16 protein-coding genes and 2 pseudogenes are annotated in these 15,807 nt (G+C 67.6%); 7 read left to right on the forward strand and 11 right to left on the reverse strand.

All coding sequences use genetic code 11. The annotated features are described in order from the left end of the window. Positions 1 to 45: 45 nt before the first annotated feature. Together AC5Y7V_RS10915 and AC5Y7V_RS10920 are read left to right on the forward strand one after the other, a co-directional pair. A pseudogene (locus AC5Y7V_RS10915) lies at positions 46 to 186 on the forward strand (polyphosphate kinase 2); the annotation flags it as partial. Positions 187 to 214: 28 nt separating this feature from the next. After that, positions 215 to 1,037 (forward strand): annotated as a pseudogene (locus AC5Y7V_RS10920) (oxidoreductase). Here the strand turns inward: AC5Y7V_RS10920 and AC5Y7V_RS10925 are convergent. The 5 genes from AC5Y7V_RS10925 to AC5Y7V_RS10945 form a co-directional block, all read right to left on the reverse strand. Continuing rightward, positions 1,021 to 2,556 (reverse strand): AMP-binding protein, encoded by a 1,536-nt coding sequence (locus AC5Y7V_RS10925; protein WP_499880037.1) that lies wholly within the window; start codon positions 2,554 to 2,556, stop codon positions 1,021 to 1,023. The pseudogene AC5Y7V_RS10920 and the gene AC5Y7V_RS10925 overlap by 17 nt on opposite strands. Before the next feature lie 3 nt (positions 2,557 to 2,559). Beyond that, on the reverse strand, positions 2,560 to 4,077 hold the full coding sequence (locus AC5Y7V_RS10930) for an aldehyde dehydrogenase family protein (RefSeq protein ID WP_499880038.1): 1,518 nt from the start codon (positions 4,075 to 4,077) through the stop codon (positions 2,560 to 2,562). Positions 4,078 to 4,230: 153 nt separating this feature from the next. Continuing rightward, complete coding sequence (locus AC5Y7V_RS10935; protein ID WP_499880039.1) at positions 4,231 to 5,337, reverse strand: NDMA-dependent alcohol dehydrogenase; 1,107 nt, start codon at positions 5,335 to 5,337, stop codon at positions 4,231 to 4,233. A gap of 15 nt (positions 5,338 to 5,352) precedes the next feature. Continuing rightward, positions 5,353 to 6,627 (reverse strand): cytochrome P450, encoded by a 1,275-nt coding sequence (locus tag AC5Y7V_RS10940; RefSeq protein WP_499880040.1) that lies wholly within the window; start codon positions 6,625 to 6,627, stop codon positions 5,353 to 5,355. A gap of 88 nt (positions 6,628 to 6,715) precedes the next feature. Continuing rightward, complete coding sequence (locus AC5Y7V_RS10945) at positions 6,716 to 8,014, reverse strand: sensor histidine kinase (protein WP_499880041.1); 1,299 nt, start codon at positions 8,012 to 8,014, stop codon at positions 6,716 to 6,718. A 36-nt stretch (positions 8,015 to 8,050) separates the two neighbouring features. Here AC5Y7V_RS10945 and AC5Y7V_RS10950 point away from each other — a divergent pair, with 36 nt between their 5' ends. Beyond that, positions 8,051 to 8,725, forward strand: a complete 675-nt coding sequence (locus AC5Y7V_RS10950; RefSeq protein WP_499880042.1) for a response regulator — start codon at positions 8,051 to 8,053, stop codon at positions 8,723 to 8,725. Here AC5Y7V_RS10950 and AC5Y7V_RS10955 read toward each other — a convergent pair. After that, entirely contained in the window at positions 8,718 to 8,912 is a 195-nt protein-coding gene (locus AC5Y7V_RS10955) for a ferredoxin (RefSeq protein WP_499880043.1), read from the reverse strand. The genes AC5Y7V_RS10950 and AC5Y7V_RS10955 overlap by 8 nt on opposite strands. A 159-nt stretch (positions 8,913 to 9,071) precedes the next feature. Between AC5Y7V_RS10955 and AC5Y7V_RS10960 the strand changes: the two genes are divergently transcribed. Next, on the forward strand, positions 9,072 to 9,845 hold the full coding sequence (locus tag AC5Y7V_RS10960) for an enoyl-CoA hydratase/isomerase family protein (RefSeq protein ID WP_499880044.1): 774 nt from the start codon (positions 9,072 to 9,074) through the stop codon (positions 9,843 to 9,845). 18 nt (positions 9,846 to 9,863) lie between these two features. Beyond that, positions 9,864 to 11,156, forward strand: coding sequence for an acyl-CoA dehydrogenase family protein (locus tag AC5Y7V_RS10965; RefSeq protein WP_499880045.1), 1,293 nt, complete (start codon positions 9,864 to 9,866; stop codon positions 11,154 to 11,156). Here AC5Y7V_RS10965 and AC5Y7V_RS10970 read toward each other — a convergent pair. Then, positions 11,153 to 11,839 (reverse strand): MspA family porin, encoded by a 687-nt coding sequence (locus AC5Y7V_RS10970; protein ID WP_499880184.1) that lies wholly within the window; start codon positions 11,837 to 11,839, stop codon positions 11,153 to 11,155. The two genes, AC5Y7V_RS10965 and AC5Y7V_RS10970, sit on opposite strands and share 4 nt — an antisense overlap. 183 nt (positions 11,840 to 12,022) lie before the next feature. Between AC5Y7V_RS10970 and AC5Y7V_RS10975 the strand changes: the two genes are divergently transcribed. After that, on the forward strand, positions 12,023 to 12,271 hold the full coding sequence (locus AC5Y7V_RS10975) for a hypothetical protein (RefSeq protein WP_499880046.1): 249 nt from the start codon (positions 12,023 to 12,025) through the stop codon (positions 12,269 to 12,271). Positions 12,272 to 12,284: 13 nt separating this feature from the next. Here the strand turns inward: AC5Y7V_RS10975 and AC5Y7V_RS10980 are convergent, their stop codons facing one another. Beyond that, complete coding sequence (locus AC5Y7V_RS10980) at positions 12,285 to 13,229, reverse strand: phosphotransferase family protein (protein ID WP_499880047.1); 945 nt, start codon at positions 13,227 to 13,229, stop codon at positions 12,285 to 12,287. Further along, the gene (locus AC5Y7V_RS10985; protein ID WP_499880048.1) at positions 13,230 to 14,030 is read right to left on the reverse strand and encodes an SDR family NAD(P)-dependent oxidoreductase; all 801 of its coding nucleotides are present in this window, start codon (positions 14,028 to 14,030) and stop codon (positions 13,230 to 13,232) included. It lies immediately after the preceding gene. Positions 14,031 to 14,174: 144 nt separating this feature from the next. On the opposite strand from AC5Y7V_RS10985, the gene AC5Y7V_RS10990 reads away from it, so the two are divergent. Then, positions 14,175 to 14,420: a hypothetical protein gene (locus tag AC5Y7V_RS10990; RefSeq protein ID WP_499880049.1), complete on the forward strand. Its 246-nt coding sequence runs from the start codon at positions 14,175 to 14,177 to the stop codon at positions 14,418 to 14,420. Here the strand turns inward: AC5Y7V_RS10990 and AC5Y7V_RS10995 are convergent. Together AC5Y7V_RS10995 and AC5Y7V_RS11000 are read right to left on the reverse strand one after the other, a co-directional pair. Continuing rightward, complete coding sequence (locus AC5Y7V_RS10995; RefSeq protein WP_499880050.1) at positions 14,377 to 14,829, reverse strand: DoxX family protein; 453 nt, start codon at positions 14,827 to 14,829, stop codon at positions 14,377 to 14,379. The two genes, AC5Y7V_RS10990 and AC5Y7V_RS10995, sit on opposite strands and share 44 nt — an antisense overlap. Next, the gene (locus AC5Y7V_RS11000; RefSeq protein ID WP_499880051.1) at positions 14,826 to 15,743 is read right to left on the reverse strand and encodes an alpha/beta hydrolase; all 918 of its coding nucleotides are present in this window, start codon (positions 15,741 to 15,743) and stop codon (positions 14,826 to 14,828) included. Before AC5Y7V_RS11000 ends, AC5Y7V_RS10995 begins: the two co-directional genes overlap by 4 nt. Between the last annotated feature and the right edge of the window lie 64 nt (positions 15,744 to 15,807).

Below are 15,807 nucleotides of genomic sequence, written 5' to 3' on the forward strand. Positions count from 1 at the left end.
GGGCACTGTCGAGGTTCAGCCCACAAGGCCTGCGGCCTGCTCCAAGTGGTCCGCAGCAACGACAAGAAGCGGGCCCGGATCAACGCCATGCGCTACGTTCTCGCCAAGTCCGACTACGACGACAAGGACCATGAGGTCGTGGGCGAGCCGGACCCGCAGATCGTGGGACGCGCTTTGATGGACTGAGCCGCGCCCGACCGGAAGGAGACACGTCATGTCCACCTGGCTCATCACCGGCTGCTCGACCGGGCTCGGCCGCGCGCTCGCCGAGGCCGTCATCGCGGCCGGGCACAACGCCGTCGTCACCGCGTGACGTCGCGAAGGTATCCGACCTGGGCCCGACGGCGCGGGTGCTCGCCGTCGCGCTCGACGTCACCGATCCCGCGCAGGTCGCCGCCGCGGTGCGGCAGGCCGACGAGCGGTTCGGCGGTGTGGACGTTCTGGTCAACAACGCCGGCTACGGCTACCGCGCCGCGGTGGAGGAAGGCGAAGACGCCGCGGTGCGCGAGCTGTTCGAGACGCACTTCTTCGGCAGCGTCGCGATGATCAAAGCCGTCCTGCCGGGGATGCGGGCGCGCCGCAGCGGCGCGGTCGTGAACATCTCCTCGATCGGCGCAACCGTCACCCCGGTGGGATCGGGGTACTACGCGGCCGCCAAGGCCGCCATCGAGGGGATGAGCGGCGCCCTGCGCGGTGAGCTCGCCCCGCTGGGCATCTCGGTGACCGTCGTCGAACCCGGCGCGTTCCGCACCGACTTCGCCGGCCGCTCGCTCACGCAGGCGGCCACGGTCATCGACGACTACGCGGGCACCGCCGGGCAGCGCCGCAAGGAGAACGACACTATGCACGGCAACCAGGCCGGCGACCCCGCCAAGGCGGCCACCGCGATCATCGCGGCGGTCGAGTCGAGCGAGCCGCCCGGATTCCTGCTCCTCGGACCCGACGCCCTGGGCCTCTACCGCTATGTCGCGGACGCCCGCGCGGCCGAGATCGCGAAATGGGAAGAGCTGACTACGGGAACTAACCTGGGACCGTAACCTGTTGCCGCAGATTGCTTTTGACAAGCTTGCCGGTCGGGGTTCGGGGTAGGTCATCGACGAAGTCGACCGTGCGGGGCGCCTTGTAGTGCGCGATCCGATCACGGACGTAGTCGATGAGTTCTTTTGCGAGGGAATCGGATCCGCGCACACCGGGCACGAGCTGGACGAGCGCTTTCACTTCCTCGCCCATCTCGGGATGCGGTACGCCGATGACGGCGACATCGAACACCGCGGGGTGCAAAGCGAGGGCATTCTCTACCTCCTGCGGGTAGATGTTGACCCCGCCGGAGATGATCATGAAGGACTTTCGGTCGGTCAGGTACAGGAAGCCCTCATCGTCGAGATAGCCGAGGTCGCCGACGGTCGTCCAGAACGGATGTTTCGGATGGCAGGCTGCGGCCGTCTTTTCGGGGTCGTTGTGGTATTCGAAGGGCAAATGATCGCGTTCGAAGTACACCGTGCCGACGGCACCTGCGGGCAGCTCGCCACCGTTGTCGCCGCAGATGTGCAACACGCCGAGCACACTCCGGCCGACCGACCCGGGGTGGGTGAGCCATTGCCGAGAATCGATGAACGTAAGGCCGTGCGCCTCGGTGGAGCCGTAGAACTCGTAAAGGACTGGGCCGAGCCACTCGATCATCGCCCGTTTGACGTCGATGGGGCAGGGCGCGGCCGAATGCATGAGCATCCGCAGGCTCGACAGGTCGTAGCGGCCACGGGTGGTCTCGCCGAGTTTGAGCAGGCGCACGAACATAGTGGGAACCAGCTGCGCGACGGTGACCGCGTACCGCTCGATGTAGCGCAGGGTTGCCTCGGCGTCGAACTTCTTCGCCAGTACCACCGTCCCACCGAGCGCCTGCACCATGCCGCACCAGCGCAGGGGCGCGGCGTGGTAGACCGGCGCCGGAGAGAGGTAAACGTCGGTGGCTTGGATACCGTAAAAATGGCTGGCCATCGCCACGATCGGATCCCCCGGTTCGTCGACTCGCCGGTCCGGTAGCGGAGGCTTGACGCCCTTGGGGAATCCCGTTATGCCAGAGGAGTACAGCATGACGGCGCCGGCTGGTTCGCCGTCCAAGCGGGGACCGGCCTCGGCGAGGGCGGTTTCGTAAGAGGTGTAACCGGGCACATCGCCGGCGAAAGCCAACCGCAGTCCGGGGTTGTCGGCCTGCGCGGCGACTTGGGCCGCCAGGTCGGCCAGCGCGGCCGAGACAATCAAGGCGCGCGCCCCAGAGTCGCGCACGATGTACGCGGCCTCCTGCGCCGTCAGATGGTGATTGACGGCCGTGATGTACAGGCCCGATCGTTGTGTCGCCCAATACACCTCGAAGACCTGGGCGGCGTTGTCGGACAGCAGGGCGACGACATCGCCACGGCGGAGCCCGGCGTCGTGCAGCACCCGCGCCAGTGCAGCGGAGTTGTCGTCGAGTTGCCGGTAGGTCAACACATTCCCGGTCTCGGCGAGGACGACGGCTGGGCGATCAGGCCCTTTCTCCGCATGGGTACCCGGATACACCGATCAGGCCGTTTCCGCGGCCGCCACCACAACGGCATAGACCCGCTTGGCACGGTCGTTCGTCATATCCATATGCACGAACTTCTGTTCGGTGTACTCGTCGAGCGCGTGGGGCCCGAGCTCGCGCCCCAGACCGCTTTGCTTCATACCCCCGAAGGGGAACATCGCATTGACCATGTGCCAGTCGTTGATCCACACCGTTCCCGATTCCAACTGGCGGGCGATACCCAGCGCGCGTTCATTGTCCGTGCTCCACACGCCCGCGGACAATCCGTACTCGCTGTCGTTGGCGATGGCGACCGCCTCTGCGTCGTCGGCGTATTTGATCACCACCAGCACCGGTCCGAAGATCTCCTCGCGCGCCACCCGCATGTCGTTTGTCGCGTCGCTCAGGATGGTCGGCGCGACCCAATGGCCATCCGCGAGTGCGGCTTCGGCAGGCACCGTGCCCTGGAACGCGACCTTGCATCCCTCCTCTTGGCCGAGCGCGATGTACTTTTCCACTCGCGCTTTCTGTTTGGCGGATATCAGCGGGCCGATGTCCGTGGTCGGGTCCATCGGATTACCGACGACAAGCGTGGACGCGCGCGTGACCAGCCGTCGCACGAACTCGTCGTGAACCGATTCATGCAGCAGCAGCCGCGTTCCGGACTCGCAGGCCTGCCCACTCATCAGCAGGAATCCGAACAGCGTGCCGTCGACCGCGAGGTCCAGATCGGCGTCGTCGCAGACGATGTTGGCGCCCTTGCCGCCCAACTCGAGGGTGACCTTCTTGACGTTGTCGGCGGCGGCGCGCATCACCGCTTTACCGACCTCGGTTGAGCCGGTGAAGGCCACCTTGCGCACATCGGGGTGTTCGGCGAGCCGGGCGCCGACGACCGGGCCGGGTCCTGTCACAACGTTCAGCACCCCGGCCGGCAGTCCGACTTCGTCTGCCGCCCTGGCTAATTCGAGCAGCGTCAGCGGGGTCTGATCGTCGGGTTTGAGCACTATCGTGTTGCCGGCCGCCAAAGCGGGGCCCAGCTTCCACACCGCCAGCAGCAAGGGAAAGTTCCACGGCACAATACCGGCGCACACCCCCACCGGCTCCCGGCGAAGCACGCCGGCGGCCAGCGTGGGCGCTTCCATCAAGGGCCCGGTTTCCTCGAACGCGTACGACCGCGCCAACGAGGCGAAGTATTTCAGGTGGGCGATCGAGTAGCCCAGGAGAAAAGCTCCCGCGGAACGTGCGGTAGCACCGTTTTCGCGTACCTGCAGGGCGGTCAACTCGTCGAACCGTGCGGCGAGGTTGTCAGCGATCGCGTCCAGGGTTCGAGCGCGCTCCGCCGCGGGTGTCAGCCGCCAGGTACCGGAGGCATCTGCTGCTTTGGCCGCTGCGACCGCCTCGTCGGCCACGGTGACATCGCCGTGGGCGACGGTCGCGACCAACTCATCGGTCGCGGGATCACGCACCTCTAACCTGCGTGACGTGTCCCGCCAACGGCCGTCAATGTACATCGAATAGTGCGGAATGGCGGTCATCTCGTCCTCGCTGTCATCGGATCCGTGGGCGCGATCGTGCGAAGCTCCTGAATCGGTCGGCGGCGTGGTGCGCGGCGCTGACTCCGGCCGGGATTCCCAATGGGGCAACATAAATGACGGCGATAGTGATCAGGCTAATCATCGGCAGCCGATTCAGAACCGGATCAACCCGCGGAGGTTCACCCCGGCGTGCATGTCGGCGTAGCCCGCGTTGATCTCCTCGAGCGTGTACTCGCGCGTGACGAGTTCGTTGAGCTTCAGCTGCCCGGCGCCATACAAATCGAGCATGCGGGGAATGTCCCGACGGGGATTGGACGAGCCGAAAAGCGATCCACGAACCTGCTTTTCGTACAGGGTTAAATCGAACAGCGACAGGTCGACGCTAGTGTCGGTCGGGTGCGGGATCGCGGTCATCACCACCCTGCCGCGCTTGCCGACCAGGCTCAGGGCCTGCGCCACATAGCTCCCCTCGGCCGAATCGGTGCTGACCACGCAGACGTCGGCCAACTGTCCGCGCGTGAGGTCGGTGATCAGGGCTTGGGCCTCGTCGATGGTCGCCGCGGTGTGGGTGGCGCCGAACTCGAGGGAGCGGCTCCTTTTGTACTCCACGGGATCAAGGGCGACGATGACGCGTGCCCCCGCGATCCGTGCGCCCTGCACCGCGTTCATGCCGATACCGCCCACACCCATGACCACCACGGTGTCGCCGTCGCGCGCTTCGCCGGTGCGCACCATGCTGCCGTAGCCGGTGGTGACTCCGCACCCCACCAGGGCGGCGGTGTCCAGCGCGGTGGACGGACCCACCTTGATCACCGAGGCCAGTGGCACCACCGTGTATTCGGAGAACGTTCCCAGCACGCACATCTGGCCCAGGTCTTGGCCTTTCGCATGGAACCGGAAGGTGCCGTCGAGTTGCGGTCCGGCGATGATTGCGGCCCCGAGCACGCACAGGTTGCTCATGCCGCGCGAACACGGTTCGCAGCGACCGCAGGCCGGAATGAAACTCAGCACCACCGAATCGCCTTGGGCCACTTCGGTGACGCCCGGGCCGACATCCACGACGACGCCCGCGCCCTCATGCCCACCGACCACCGGTAGCTGCATCGGCAGGTCGCCGGTGATCAGGTGGTCATCGGAGTGGCACAGCCCAGCGGCCGCCATCTTGACCAGGACCTCGTTCTCCTTCGGCCCGTCAAGGTCGACCTCTTCGACTTCCCACTTGTGGTGCAGCCTCCAGAGCACCGCCGCTTTCGTTTTCATCGAAACTCCTCGCGATCAAGGCTTCTCGGGTGTCCAGGTCGCCGGCAGGCTGTTGACACCATTGATGAAATTGGCCAGGGCGTAGTTGGGCTCCGGCGCCGAGATGTCCGGGATGCGCGTATAGACCTCGGTCAGCAACGCCTTGAGCATGGTGCGGGCCAGCGCCGCGCCCAGGCAGAAGTGCGGGCCACCGCCACCGAAGGCGATGTGCGGGTTCGGGTTTCGCAGGATGTTGAACGAATGCGGATCTTCGAAGACGTCCTCGTCGCGGTTGCCCGAGTAGTACCACAGCACGACCTTGTCGCCGGCCTTGATCTCCGAACCGCGCACGGTGATGTCCTGAGTGGCGGTGCGGCGCATGTGCAGCAAGGGCGATCCCCAGCGCAGCACCTCCTCGACGGCGGTGCCGACGCGGCCCTCGACGTCCTCGACGAGCAGCGCGCGCTGGTCTTCGAACTTCGAAAGGGCGGCGATGGCGTGGGCCGAGGCGTGCCGCGTGGTGTCGTTGGACGCGACGCCCATCAGCACGAAGAACGCCTTCAGCTCGTCGTCGGTCATCTTCTTGCCGTCGAACTCGGCCTGCACCATCCAGGTCATCAGGTCATCACCGGGGTTGGCCCGCCGCTGCGGGATCAACACCGTCGCCACCTCGTGCAGGTCCATCACGGCGCCCATGAACAGTTCGAGTTCGCTCTGCTCGCCGCGGATGTTCGGGTCTGTCCAGCCCACGAGCCGCTGGGCGGCGGTCACCGCCTTGTCCCGCAGTTCGCCTTCGGGCAACCCGAAGAAGCTGCCGAAGATGCGGCCGGGCAGCTTGACTGACACGAGCTGGACGAAGTCCCCTTCACCTAGGTGCGCCATCTCGCTGACCAGGTCGTGGGCGTGTCCGCGGATCCAGCCTTCCAAGCGGCGCACGTTCTTGGGCTTGAATGCCTCCGTCGTGATCCCGCGCAGCTGGGTGTGCCGCGGGGCGTCCATGGCGATGAACGACTGCGCGATCTCCACCGCCTCGGGGGCGAAGTCCTCCATCGTGATGCCCTGAGCCGAGGAGAAGATCTCCGGGTGGCGACTGGCCATCCGGATGTCGTCTTGTTTGGTCAGCGACCAGAAGCCCTTGGTATTGAGCTCGGGGGGCAGCAGATCCGACTCCGCCGGGCGGCTCCACGGCACCGGGTTCTCTGCGCGCAGGACGGCGAACGAGGCGTCCCGCTCCTCCGGGGGCTTCGCCCAGAACGCGCGCGCGCTCAGATCGATGTCCTTATGGGTGGGGGCCGTTGTGGGTGCGGTCATGTGGCCATGCTGGCCAGCGCGGCGGCGGCGCGGCACAGCCCCGAGTGCCAATCACTGGCCTGTACGGGCCATCGGGTGGAACCGGCGATCAGGCGATGGGTGCGCGGAAGGTGGCGACGAGGCCGCCGCCGTCGCGCGCGGCGAAGTCCACCCGGCCGCCCATCGCTTCGGCGATCTGCTGCACAATCCACAGGCCGAGCCCGGCGGTGCCACGTTGGCCGCCGACGCTGACGTACTTGGTGGTCAGCTCGCCGAAGCTTTCGGCCGGGACACCGGGCCCGCGGTCGGCCACCGTGAAGACCAACTCGTCGCCTTCCCGCGAGCACGTGACGTCGACCGGCTCACGTCGGCCGTGTCGGGAGGCGTTCTCCAGCAGGTTGGTCAACAGCCGGCGCAGCCCCTGAGCGTTCACGGCCACGGCGTCGACTTCGCCGCTGACGCTCAGCCGCAACCGCGGTGCCGCCAGGCCCACAGCGTCGGCGGCGGCAACGATGAGATCCGCCACGTCGACGCGGCGAACCCGGCCCGCCGAGAACGTCGGGCGGCGGCTCAGCGCGACGTCGGACAGGGCGTCGAGCATGTCGGCCAGGTGGCGCACGTGCCTGGCCACCAGCTGCAGACTTGTGTCCCGGTCGACCTCCGACATTGGCTGCTTGGAAGTCAGCGCCTCGGTCAGCGCCTCCAAAGACGTGACGGGAGTGCGAAATTCGTGCACCAACACCTGAAGTCCATCCTGCTGCGACTGGTAGGAGCGCAGCAGGCGCGCCCGCAGGTCACGTTCCTCCTCGGCGGCGGCGTGTTCCGCCTCGGCCTCTACCAGCGCATGCAGCCGGGAGCGGTGTTCGCGTTCGGCGAGCGCGGATAGCCCCGCGGTGATGATCGCGACGAAGATGAGATACACCGCGGACCAGCCCGCCTGTAGCGCCGGGGCCGCGGTGACCGGAAGTCTCGGCGACGACGTCAGCGCCACGGGGATGTAGGCGGTGCCCAAAAGGACCGCGAGGAGCAGGGTTTCGCCGAAGGACAGCCGCGCCGCCGAGGCGATCACCGCCAGCGCCAACACCGCGACCACCGGGCTGTAGACGCCGCCGCTCAAGGCGATGAGCGCCAGCGTGAACGCGGAGTCGAAGCCGGTGACCAGCCACGAATACCGAGTGCGCCGGACCTCCAGCTGCGGGTAAGCCATCAGGACGGCCGAGTAGATCATCGCGGCGCCCAACACCGCCACGGTGGCCGCCGTGTGCTGACGAATCCACTGGGGTCCGATCGCCACCAGCACACCGATTGATGCCACCACGGCGACCCGTACCGCGACGACGGTGCGGGCCAGCCCGTAGTCCTCGCCGTCGAAGTCCACCGTGGTTCGGAGCTGATCGAGCGTTCTCACCCGGCTGACCATAGAGTCGGGGCTAGCATCGCGGCAATGACTCGCACGCCGTACGTCGTGGTGATCGTGGACGACCATGAGCTGTTCGCGCAGGGCCTGGCCCTGCTGCTCACCCGCGAATGGGGCGAACTGTTCACCGTCGGCGGCCAGACGACATACGTGGAAGAGGCCGCCGACCTGGCGGCCCGCTGTGACGCCGATGTCGCGATCATCGACCTGTCGATGCCGCCCCTGGGCGGGGTGGCCGCCATCCGCCACATCAAGGCGCGCCGGCCGAGGACCCGGATCCTGGCGCTGTCGGGGACCGACGACCTGGCGTTGGCCGAGGAGGCGTTGCGGGCCGGCGCCGACGGCTTTCTACCCAAAACCGCGCGGCCCGAGGCGCTGGCGGGGCCACTATGGACGATCGCGGAGGGCCTGCGGGTCATCGACGGCGCGCTGCTCGATGCGCTGCTGAGCAACATCCGCAAGCCGCCGCCCGAGCTGCTCGACAACCTCAGCGCCCAGGACCTCCAACTGTGGACCCTGCTCGCTACCGGCATGGAAACCGGCGACATCGCCGACCGGATGCTGGTGTCCGAGCGCACCGCCAAACGCATGGTGGCGACGCTGCTGCACAAACTCGGCGTCAGCAACCGCGTTGCCGCCGCCGCATTGGCCGGGCGCTACCGGTTGCTCGACGACGTTGCGGAAACGGGCCGGATCAGTTAAGGATCCGGATCGCTTGGGCCGGGCACATCGCGGCTGCCCGAATCACCCGTTCGCGGTCCGCTTCGGGCGGGTCCGGCTGGAGTACCACCACTTGTTCGGCACCGTCGGGAATGTCGAAAACATCGGGAGCCCCCAGTAGGCACTGCCCGTGTCCCTCACAGAGGTCGTAGTCGACGGTGATATGCATGAGAGCCAGTATCAGCCCCGGCCGGCCACCGCCGTCGGTCCGTAAGCGCCAGATATGGCCCGTTCGGGCCAGAGAATAGCTTCGCGATTTCGGAGAAGGTTATTCTCCTATGCCGAGAGAGACATTACGATCGGTGGTGATCGAAGGAGACCCTCGGCAGTGCCACACACGCTCGAACTCGACCGGCCCCGCGACGGCGTCGTCGTCGTGCGGTTGAACCGCCCGGAGCGGCTGAACGCCATCAACGCGGTCATGCAGTCCGAATTGGGCACGGCTCTGGGCGATTTGGCGGCCGACCGGTGGGTGCGTGCGGTCGTCCTGACGGGCGCCGGGCGCGGCTTCTGCGTCGGGATCGACATGCGCGACTTCGGGCCCGATGTGCCCGAGTCGAGCGCCCCCGCCCTGGACCGGATGCGCTTCCAGGAGCGCATGGCCGCGCTCGCCGAGGGCGTGCGCGCGCTGCCGCAGCCGGTCATCGCCGCCGTCAACGGCCCCTGCGTCGGCGCGGGGTTCGCGCTGTGCCTGGCCGCCGACATCCGGATCTGTTCGGCGCAAGCCTCGTTCGGCAACGCCGCCATCCTGCTCGGGCTGTCCGGCGCCGAGATGGGCATGAGTTATCACCTCCCCCGCGTCGTCGGCACCAGCGTCGCGGCCGACTGGATGCTGACCGGACGCACGGTCCCGGCCGCCGAGGCGGATAGGCACGGGCTGGTCAGCGAGATCGTCGAACCCGATCGGTTGCTCGAGCGCGCCGTGGAATTGGCGTCGCTGATCGCCGGCCTGGCCCCGCTCGGCGTGCAACTGACAAAGCGTGCGCTGCAGGTCAATACCGACGCGGCGAGCCTGTCGTCGGCCCTGGAGCTGGAGAACCGCAACCAGGTGCTTTCGCACGCCACCGAGGAAGCGGCCGAGCGCCGAAAGAAATGGCAGTGACAAGAGAGGGGACGACGGATGTCGTGGGACTTCTCCACCGACCCGCAGTGGGCCGAGCAACTGAAGTGGGTCGAGGAGTTCGTGCGCAACGAATGCGAACCGATCGACCTGATCGTCAAGGAGTCTCATGACCTGAACGACCCCGTGCGCCAGGCGCTGATCCCGCCGCTGCAGGAGATCGTGAAGGAGCGCGGGCTGTGGGCCACCCACCTCGGTCCGCACCTGGGCGGGCCGGGCTACGGTCAGGTGAAACTGGCTCTGCTCAACGAGATTCTGGGTCGTTCGGAATGCGCGCCGATCGTCTTCGGCTCGCAGGCCCCCGACTCCGGCAACAGCGAGATCCTCGCGCACTACGGCACCCCGGAGCTCAAGGCGCGCTACCTCGAGCCGCTGCTGGACAACCGCATCGTGTCGTGCTTCTCGATGACCGAGCCGCAGGGCGGCGCGGACCCCAAGGTGTTCCGCACCACCGCGGTGCCCGACGGTGACCACTGGATCATCAACGGGGAGAAGTGGTTTTCGTCGTTCGCGTCGATGGCGTCGTTCCTCATCGTGATGGCGATGACCGACCCCGACGCGCCGCCCTACCAGCGCTACTCGATGTTCGTCGTGCCCGGCGATACCCCGGGCATCAACGTGATGCGCGACGTCGGGTTGGGGTATCAGCCGGTGGGCGGCGGACGCGAAGGGTACGTCCGTTACGAAAACGTGCGCGTCCCCGCGGATCACATGCTGGGCCCGCGCGGCGGCGCGTTCGTCGTCGCCCAAACCCGCCTGGGCGGCGGGCGAATTCATCACGCCATGCGCACAGTGGGCCTGGTCCGCCGGATCTTCGACATGCTCTGCGAGCGGGCGGTGTCGCGCTACACCCAGGGCGAGGTGCTGGCCAACAAGCAGCTGGTGCAGGAGATGGTCGCCGACTCGTGGATGGAGATCGAGGCGTTCCGGTTGCTGACCCTCCAAACCGCTTGGAAGATCGACCAACTCAACGATTACAAGGCGGTGCGGGCGGACATCTCGGCGGTCAAGGCAATGATGCAGAAGGTGTTGCACGACGTGTCGGCGCGGGCGCTGCAGCTACACGGATCGCTTGGCACCACGCACGAGATGCCCTTCGTGCAGTACCTGGTCGAGTCGTTCGTGCTCGGACTGGCCGACGGTCCCACCGAAGTTCACAAGGTGACGCTGGCCCGCCTGTTGCTGAAGGATCGCCCGCCCGCGCCGGATCTGTTTCCCTCAGAACACCTGTTGCGGTTGCGCGCGGCCGCCGAGGAGAAGTTCGCCGACAAGCTGGCGGGCATACCCCGCTAGACGGCTTTGGTGTTGCCGACGTAGGACAGCACCACGTCGGATTGGTCGGTCACCCGGGTCAGCACCGCGTAGGAGCGAATGAACGATTGCCCCACGCACCCATCGATCTTGACGTGGAAGTTGCTGATCATGACCCAGGGGTTCGGCGCCTTGAACTGCTTCTTGACCACCGGCACCACGATAATGAGGCCCGGCTTGAGACCCACGCTGAGCACGCCGTTGACCGGCGTGGAGATCAACGGCAGAAAACCCGTTGTCGTGCCGGGCAACAGCGCCGTCGTCCCGAGCGACGGGGTGATGCCGGTGCTTCCCGCCATCGTGACGCCGTTGGACGTGCTCATGTCGATTCCGCAGCCGATCTCGTAACCCACCTCGAGCTCGCCGCGAGGCTGTTCGGGTCCGATCAGCGAGGCGACGAATATCCCGCTCGAGAGATATTCGCGGGACGAGAGCGCCGTGGTCAGGGGCGCGACGGGAACTTGCATCTCGTCCCTGGCGCCAAGGCCCAACGTCCAACCGTCAGGGGTGGTGACGGTGGCGGGCGGGGGGGAGGGCACCAGCGCATCGGGCGGCACCCCCGCCGCGGCGGCAGGCTCGGCCTCCGGATCGGCGCTGGTGGCCGGGGCCGTGGCCATCACCATGACGAGGCACACGACGAATACCGCCGCGCGGCGAACGACCACGGTTAACGGCCTCACCCGCGACACCGTACGCACAGTGCGATTGCCGTCGGTGAGTTTGCTGGGACGTCGATCAGAGTCGTTGCGCGTTCGTAACTGTTACGCGATATCCGCCCGGGATGCTGGCGCTGGCGGGGTAGCCTCAGGAAAGGTCGGCAATTCACGGCGACGACAGAGAGGGCGGCGATGAGGCTTCACGCATGCGCCGGCGGCCTGCTCGCCGCTGCGGTGACCGGCATCGCCGTCGCCGCCGGCAGTGGCGTGGCGCACGCGGAGCCGGACGACACCATCCCGGCGCCGGGACCCGCGATCATCAATCAAATACTGACCGAGACCCCAGCGCTGGCCCAGGACCCACACGATCGGGACAATCCGGGAACCTACTGGGGTGGTACGGGAATGTATTGCGAAAATCGATGGGCTCGGTGCCAGTAACCAGCGGCCGCGGCTAGTCCAGCAGTGACCGGGCGCGTTCCAGCAGCCTCGGCAGACTCGGTGCCATGGCTTCCAATTCGGCTCGCGGAGAACGCCGTCGGCGGTTGTGCTTGACGATCAGCGACCAGGTCGCCGCCGACTTGAAGCACGCCAACGCGGTGAACCAGCCCAGGTCGCTGACCAGGCAACCCAACTCGCGTTGATAGATGCCGGCGAGCTCGCCGGTCGGGGGCGCGATGCCGGACGATCGCACGCGCCGGTAGGTCTCGGGGTCACAGTTGATCAGGAACCAGCCCACGTCGATCCGCGGGTCACCGATCGCCCAGATCTCCCAGTCGATCACCGCGTTGATGCGGGCGCCGTCGGCCAGCAGGTTGCCCAGCCGGAAGTCACCGTGGATCACGCTGGCGCCCATGGCCGCCGGCGCGCAGGCCAGCAACGCGTCGCGAACGCCCGGCCAGCCGGGCACCAGCGCCGCGTCGACGGTGCCCAGCGTGTCCGACCAGCGCCGCACTTCCGCGGCGGGTTCCAGCAGCGGTTCATCGGCCAAGCCGAGGTCGGCCGGTGACAACCGGTGCAGGGCGGCCATGACGCGGGACGCGTTGCGGTAGCGCCCGGCCAGCTCGGCCTCGGGCGGGCAACCGTCGAAAAGCGGCTCCACGCAGTCGCCTTCGACCCGCGAAATCACGAACAGCGGCGGGCTGCCCGCGTCCTCCCAGAGCACCTCGGGAACCGGAACGCGGCTCCCCGCAAGCGCTTTCATGACGCGCGCCTGACGCAGCACGTCGCGGTGCGCGACCGGCTCCACACCGGGCGGGGCAACCTTGATGACCACCGCCCGCCCGCCGCGCGCACCGGAGAACGTGAGGCTGGACGCGCCACCGATGAGGGGCGCGACGTCGGCCACGCCCGCCGCCGCGAGTCGCGCCCGCAGCGCGTCCAGGTCGGGCTCGGTCACTCAGCCGGCCGGCTTCGACCAGCCGACTTCGGCCAGGAAGGGCTGGGTGTGCGCGATGCGCCCGGTCACGGCCCTGGGATCGCACGTGCACAGCCGCAGGGCGGTCTCGGTGATCAGTTCGATGTCCTCGGTGTCGGTCTTGGCCAGGTCCAGGGTGCCGGCCCCGGGGGTTGCCACCGGGTTGGACGGCGCGGCGGCGTTGACGGCGATGCCGTCGTCGTACAGTTCGGCGGCCAGGCTTTTGGTGAGCCGGTTGAGTGCGGCCTTGGCCGTTCCGTAGATACCGAACCCCGCGGTCCGGTCGAATTCGGAGAACGGCGGTCCCGGGGGCAGGTCGCCGCCCACCGACGTGAGGTTCAGGATCCACCCGCGCCCGCGCTCCCGCATCGCGGGGATCGCCAACTGGCTCAGATGCAACGGGCCGAGCAAGTGCATCTCGATCATCAGCCGGGCGCGCCGTTCGGGGAACCCGTCGAGCGGCCGCAGGAACGTGACGGCGGCGTTGTTGACCAGGATGTCCGGAGCGCCGACCGCGCTCACCACCTCCGCGAAAAGCCGCTCGCGCTCCTCCGATTGGGAAAGGTCCGCCGGGACCGCGACGGCGCGGCCACCGGCGGCCGCGATCTCGTCGCGGGTCTGGCTCAACGATCCCTGGTATTTGGCGTCGGGTTCCATCGTGCGGGCGGTGAGCGCCACGGTGGCGCCGTGCGCGGCGAGCCGCGCGGCGATCGCCTTGCCCAGGCCCCGGCTGCTGCCCGTGACGAGCGCGACCATCCCGTCGCATCGGCGGTCTGCGCCCATTCGAACGTCCTCCACTCCGAGCTGGCTATGGAAATGGCTTCTCCAATACAGAGAATGCCATTATCGCCGGTCGAGCGGAAGTAAGGGGAGGGAACCTGTCGGTGACAAGATTCCCTGGTCATCCGAACGGGAACCTGATGGGGCATGGCCACACCCCGCGAGGTCATCGAACTCATCGACGCGCTCGCCGAAGACATCTACGACGCCTACGACAACCCCCGCCTCTACCCCGCGCCGGAGAAAGCCAAGGCGCTGACGGCGTCGCGCTACCTGGCCAGAAAGCTGGTCAGGAAAGGCTGGCGCAAAGGCGGCGGCATCTACCTGCCGCGCTGCCCGTACGGGACCGTCACGTGCTTTGACCCCGAACCGCACCCCCACTGCGAGACGTAGCGCGTCCGGCGCGTAGGGCGTCGACGGAATAGCTCCCGCCGCCCACGAAGACGAGCAGGAAGAACGCGAAGCAGAACAGGATCGCCAGCAGTCCGCCGTTGCCCGCCGGTGGATCCCCCACGGGCCAGAGCGCTTTGGGTTGATGCATCCAGAAATAGGCGACCGCCATTTGCCCCGACGCGATGAAAGCGGCGGCGCGGGTGAACAATCCGGGCGCGATCAGAAGCCCGGTGACAACCTCGATCACGCCGGCGTACCACCCGGGCCAGCTTCCGGCCGCGACCGCATACGTCGGATGGACCGGCCAGGCGAACACGATATTCGAGCCACAGGCGGCGAAGAGCAATCCGTAGACGAGACGGAAGAGGCTCAGCACGGCGGGCGAATACTGGTCGAGGGTTTTCGTCATGCCCTCGAGGTTACGGTCGCCGCCCAATCGAGCAGGCGCCTCCACAGCCGCCGCCGGCTGGACGCCATGTTGTGGCAGTGCGCGCTGTCGGGCAGCACGACGGTCGTGAGGTCGGGGCTGCGGCGGTAGGCGCCGGCCTCCGCGTGGGGGTCCGGTGAGACGTCGACGACGCCGAAGCCGACAAGCACGGGAACGTCGATCTGTGCGGCGTGCTCGGCGACCACGCCGGGGACCATCGCGGTGCCGAACACCCGCGGTACCACCGACTTTGCCGTGACACAGTCCGCCGCCACGACGTCGGCGGGCACGTCGGCCAGGTGGAACCAGCTCTGCAGATACTCGCGCGGGCCCTCGGCGTAGGGCTCGGGAAGGGCGGCGAGGATCTGCCGGGCCAGCTCGGCGCGGCCCTCGGCGGTGGCCGCCCGGGCGATGAAAGCGGGATCGAGGTTCAGCGGCGCGACGTGTTGATTGGTGCAGCCGAGAACCGCCAGCCCCGCGTAGCTGGAATACAGCGACTGCTGAACGATGGCGAGATACCCGCCCAGCGAGTGCGCCACGGCGAGGGCGGGGACGCGCTCGCCGATTTCCTCCGGCAGCGCGGACACCGCCCGCGCGAGCGCGGCGGCGATGTCGGTGAAGTCGAAATCGCGTGCCGGCTTGGAACTTTCGCCGGTGCCCAGCGGATCGATCGTCACGACGCCGTAGCCGTTCTCGGTGGCGAAGTCGGCGAAGCTGTAGCCGCTGCGGCCCGGGAACTTCAGGTCCCAGTACTCGCGGCTGTAGGTGCCGCCCGGAAGGCAGACGAGCAGGGCGTCGGCGCCACGGGGCGCGGCGTAATAGGTCGCCGCCAACGACGCCTGTTCGCCGATGACGTCGCTGACGTCGAAACGCATCGGTCGTGCGGAGCCGGTCATGGCGCGCCTTTCGTCGTAGCCGTCATAGTTTCTACCGTCGTACCGTGATGGTTGGTGGCAATAC

It is taken from the genome of Mycobacterium sp. NGS34 (assembly GCF_059812845.1).

Coding starts and splice junctions, on each gene's coding strand:
- AC5Y7V_RS10990 (WP_499880049.1), top strand. CDS start 14,175: ATGGCCACACCCCGCGAGGTCATCGAACTCATCGACGCGCTCGCCGAA.
- AC5Y7V_RS10930 (WP_499880038.1), bottom strand. CDS start 4,077: ATGACCGCCATTCCGCACTATTCGATGTACATTGACGGCCGTTGGCGG.
- AC5Y7V_RS10975 (WP_499880046.1), top strand. CDS start 12,023: ATGAGGCTTCACGCATGCGCCGGCGGCCTGCTCGCCGCTGCGGTGACC.
- AC5Y7V_RS10950 (WP_499880042.1), top strand. CDS start 8,051: ATGACTCGCACGCCGTACGTCGTGGTGATCGTGGACGACCATGAGCTG.
- AC5Y7V_RS10995 (WP_499880050.1), bottom strand. CDS start 14,829: ATGACGAAAACCCTCGACCAGTATTCGCCCGCCGTGCTGAGCCTCTTC.
- AC5Y7V_RS10965 (WP_499880045.1), top strand. CDS start 9,864: ATGTCGTGGGACTTCTCCACCGACCCGCAGTGGGCCGAGCAACTGAAG.
- AC5Y7V_RS10935 (WP_499880039.1), bottom strand. CDS start 5,337: ATGAAAACGAAAGCGGCGGTGCTCTGGAGGCTGCACCACAAGTGGGAA.
- AC5Y7V_RS10940 (WP_499880040.1), bottom strand. CDS start 6,627: ATGACCGCACCCACAACGGCCCCCACCCATAAGGACATCGATCTGAGC.
- AC5Y7V_RS10985 (WP_499880048.1), bottom strand. CDS start 14,030: ATGGGCGCAGACCGCCGATGCGACGGGATGGTCGCGCTCGTCACGGGC.
- AC5Y7V_RS11000 (WP_499880051.1), bottom strand. CDS start 15,743: ATGACCGGCTCCGCACGACCGATGCGTTTCGACGTCAGCGACGTCATC.
- AC5Y7V_RS10955 (WP_499880043.1), bottom strand. CDS start 8,912: ATGCATATCACCGTCGACTACGACCTCTGTGAGGGACACGGGCAGTGC.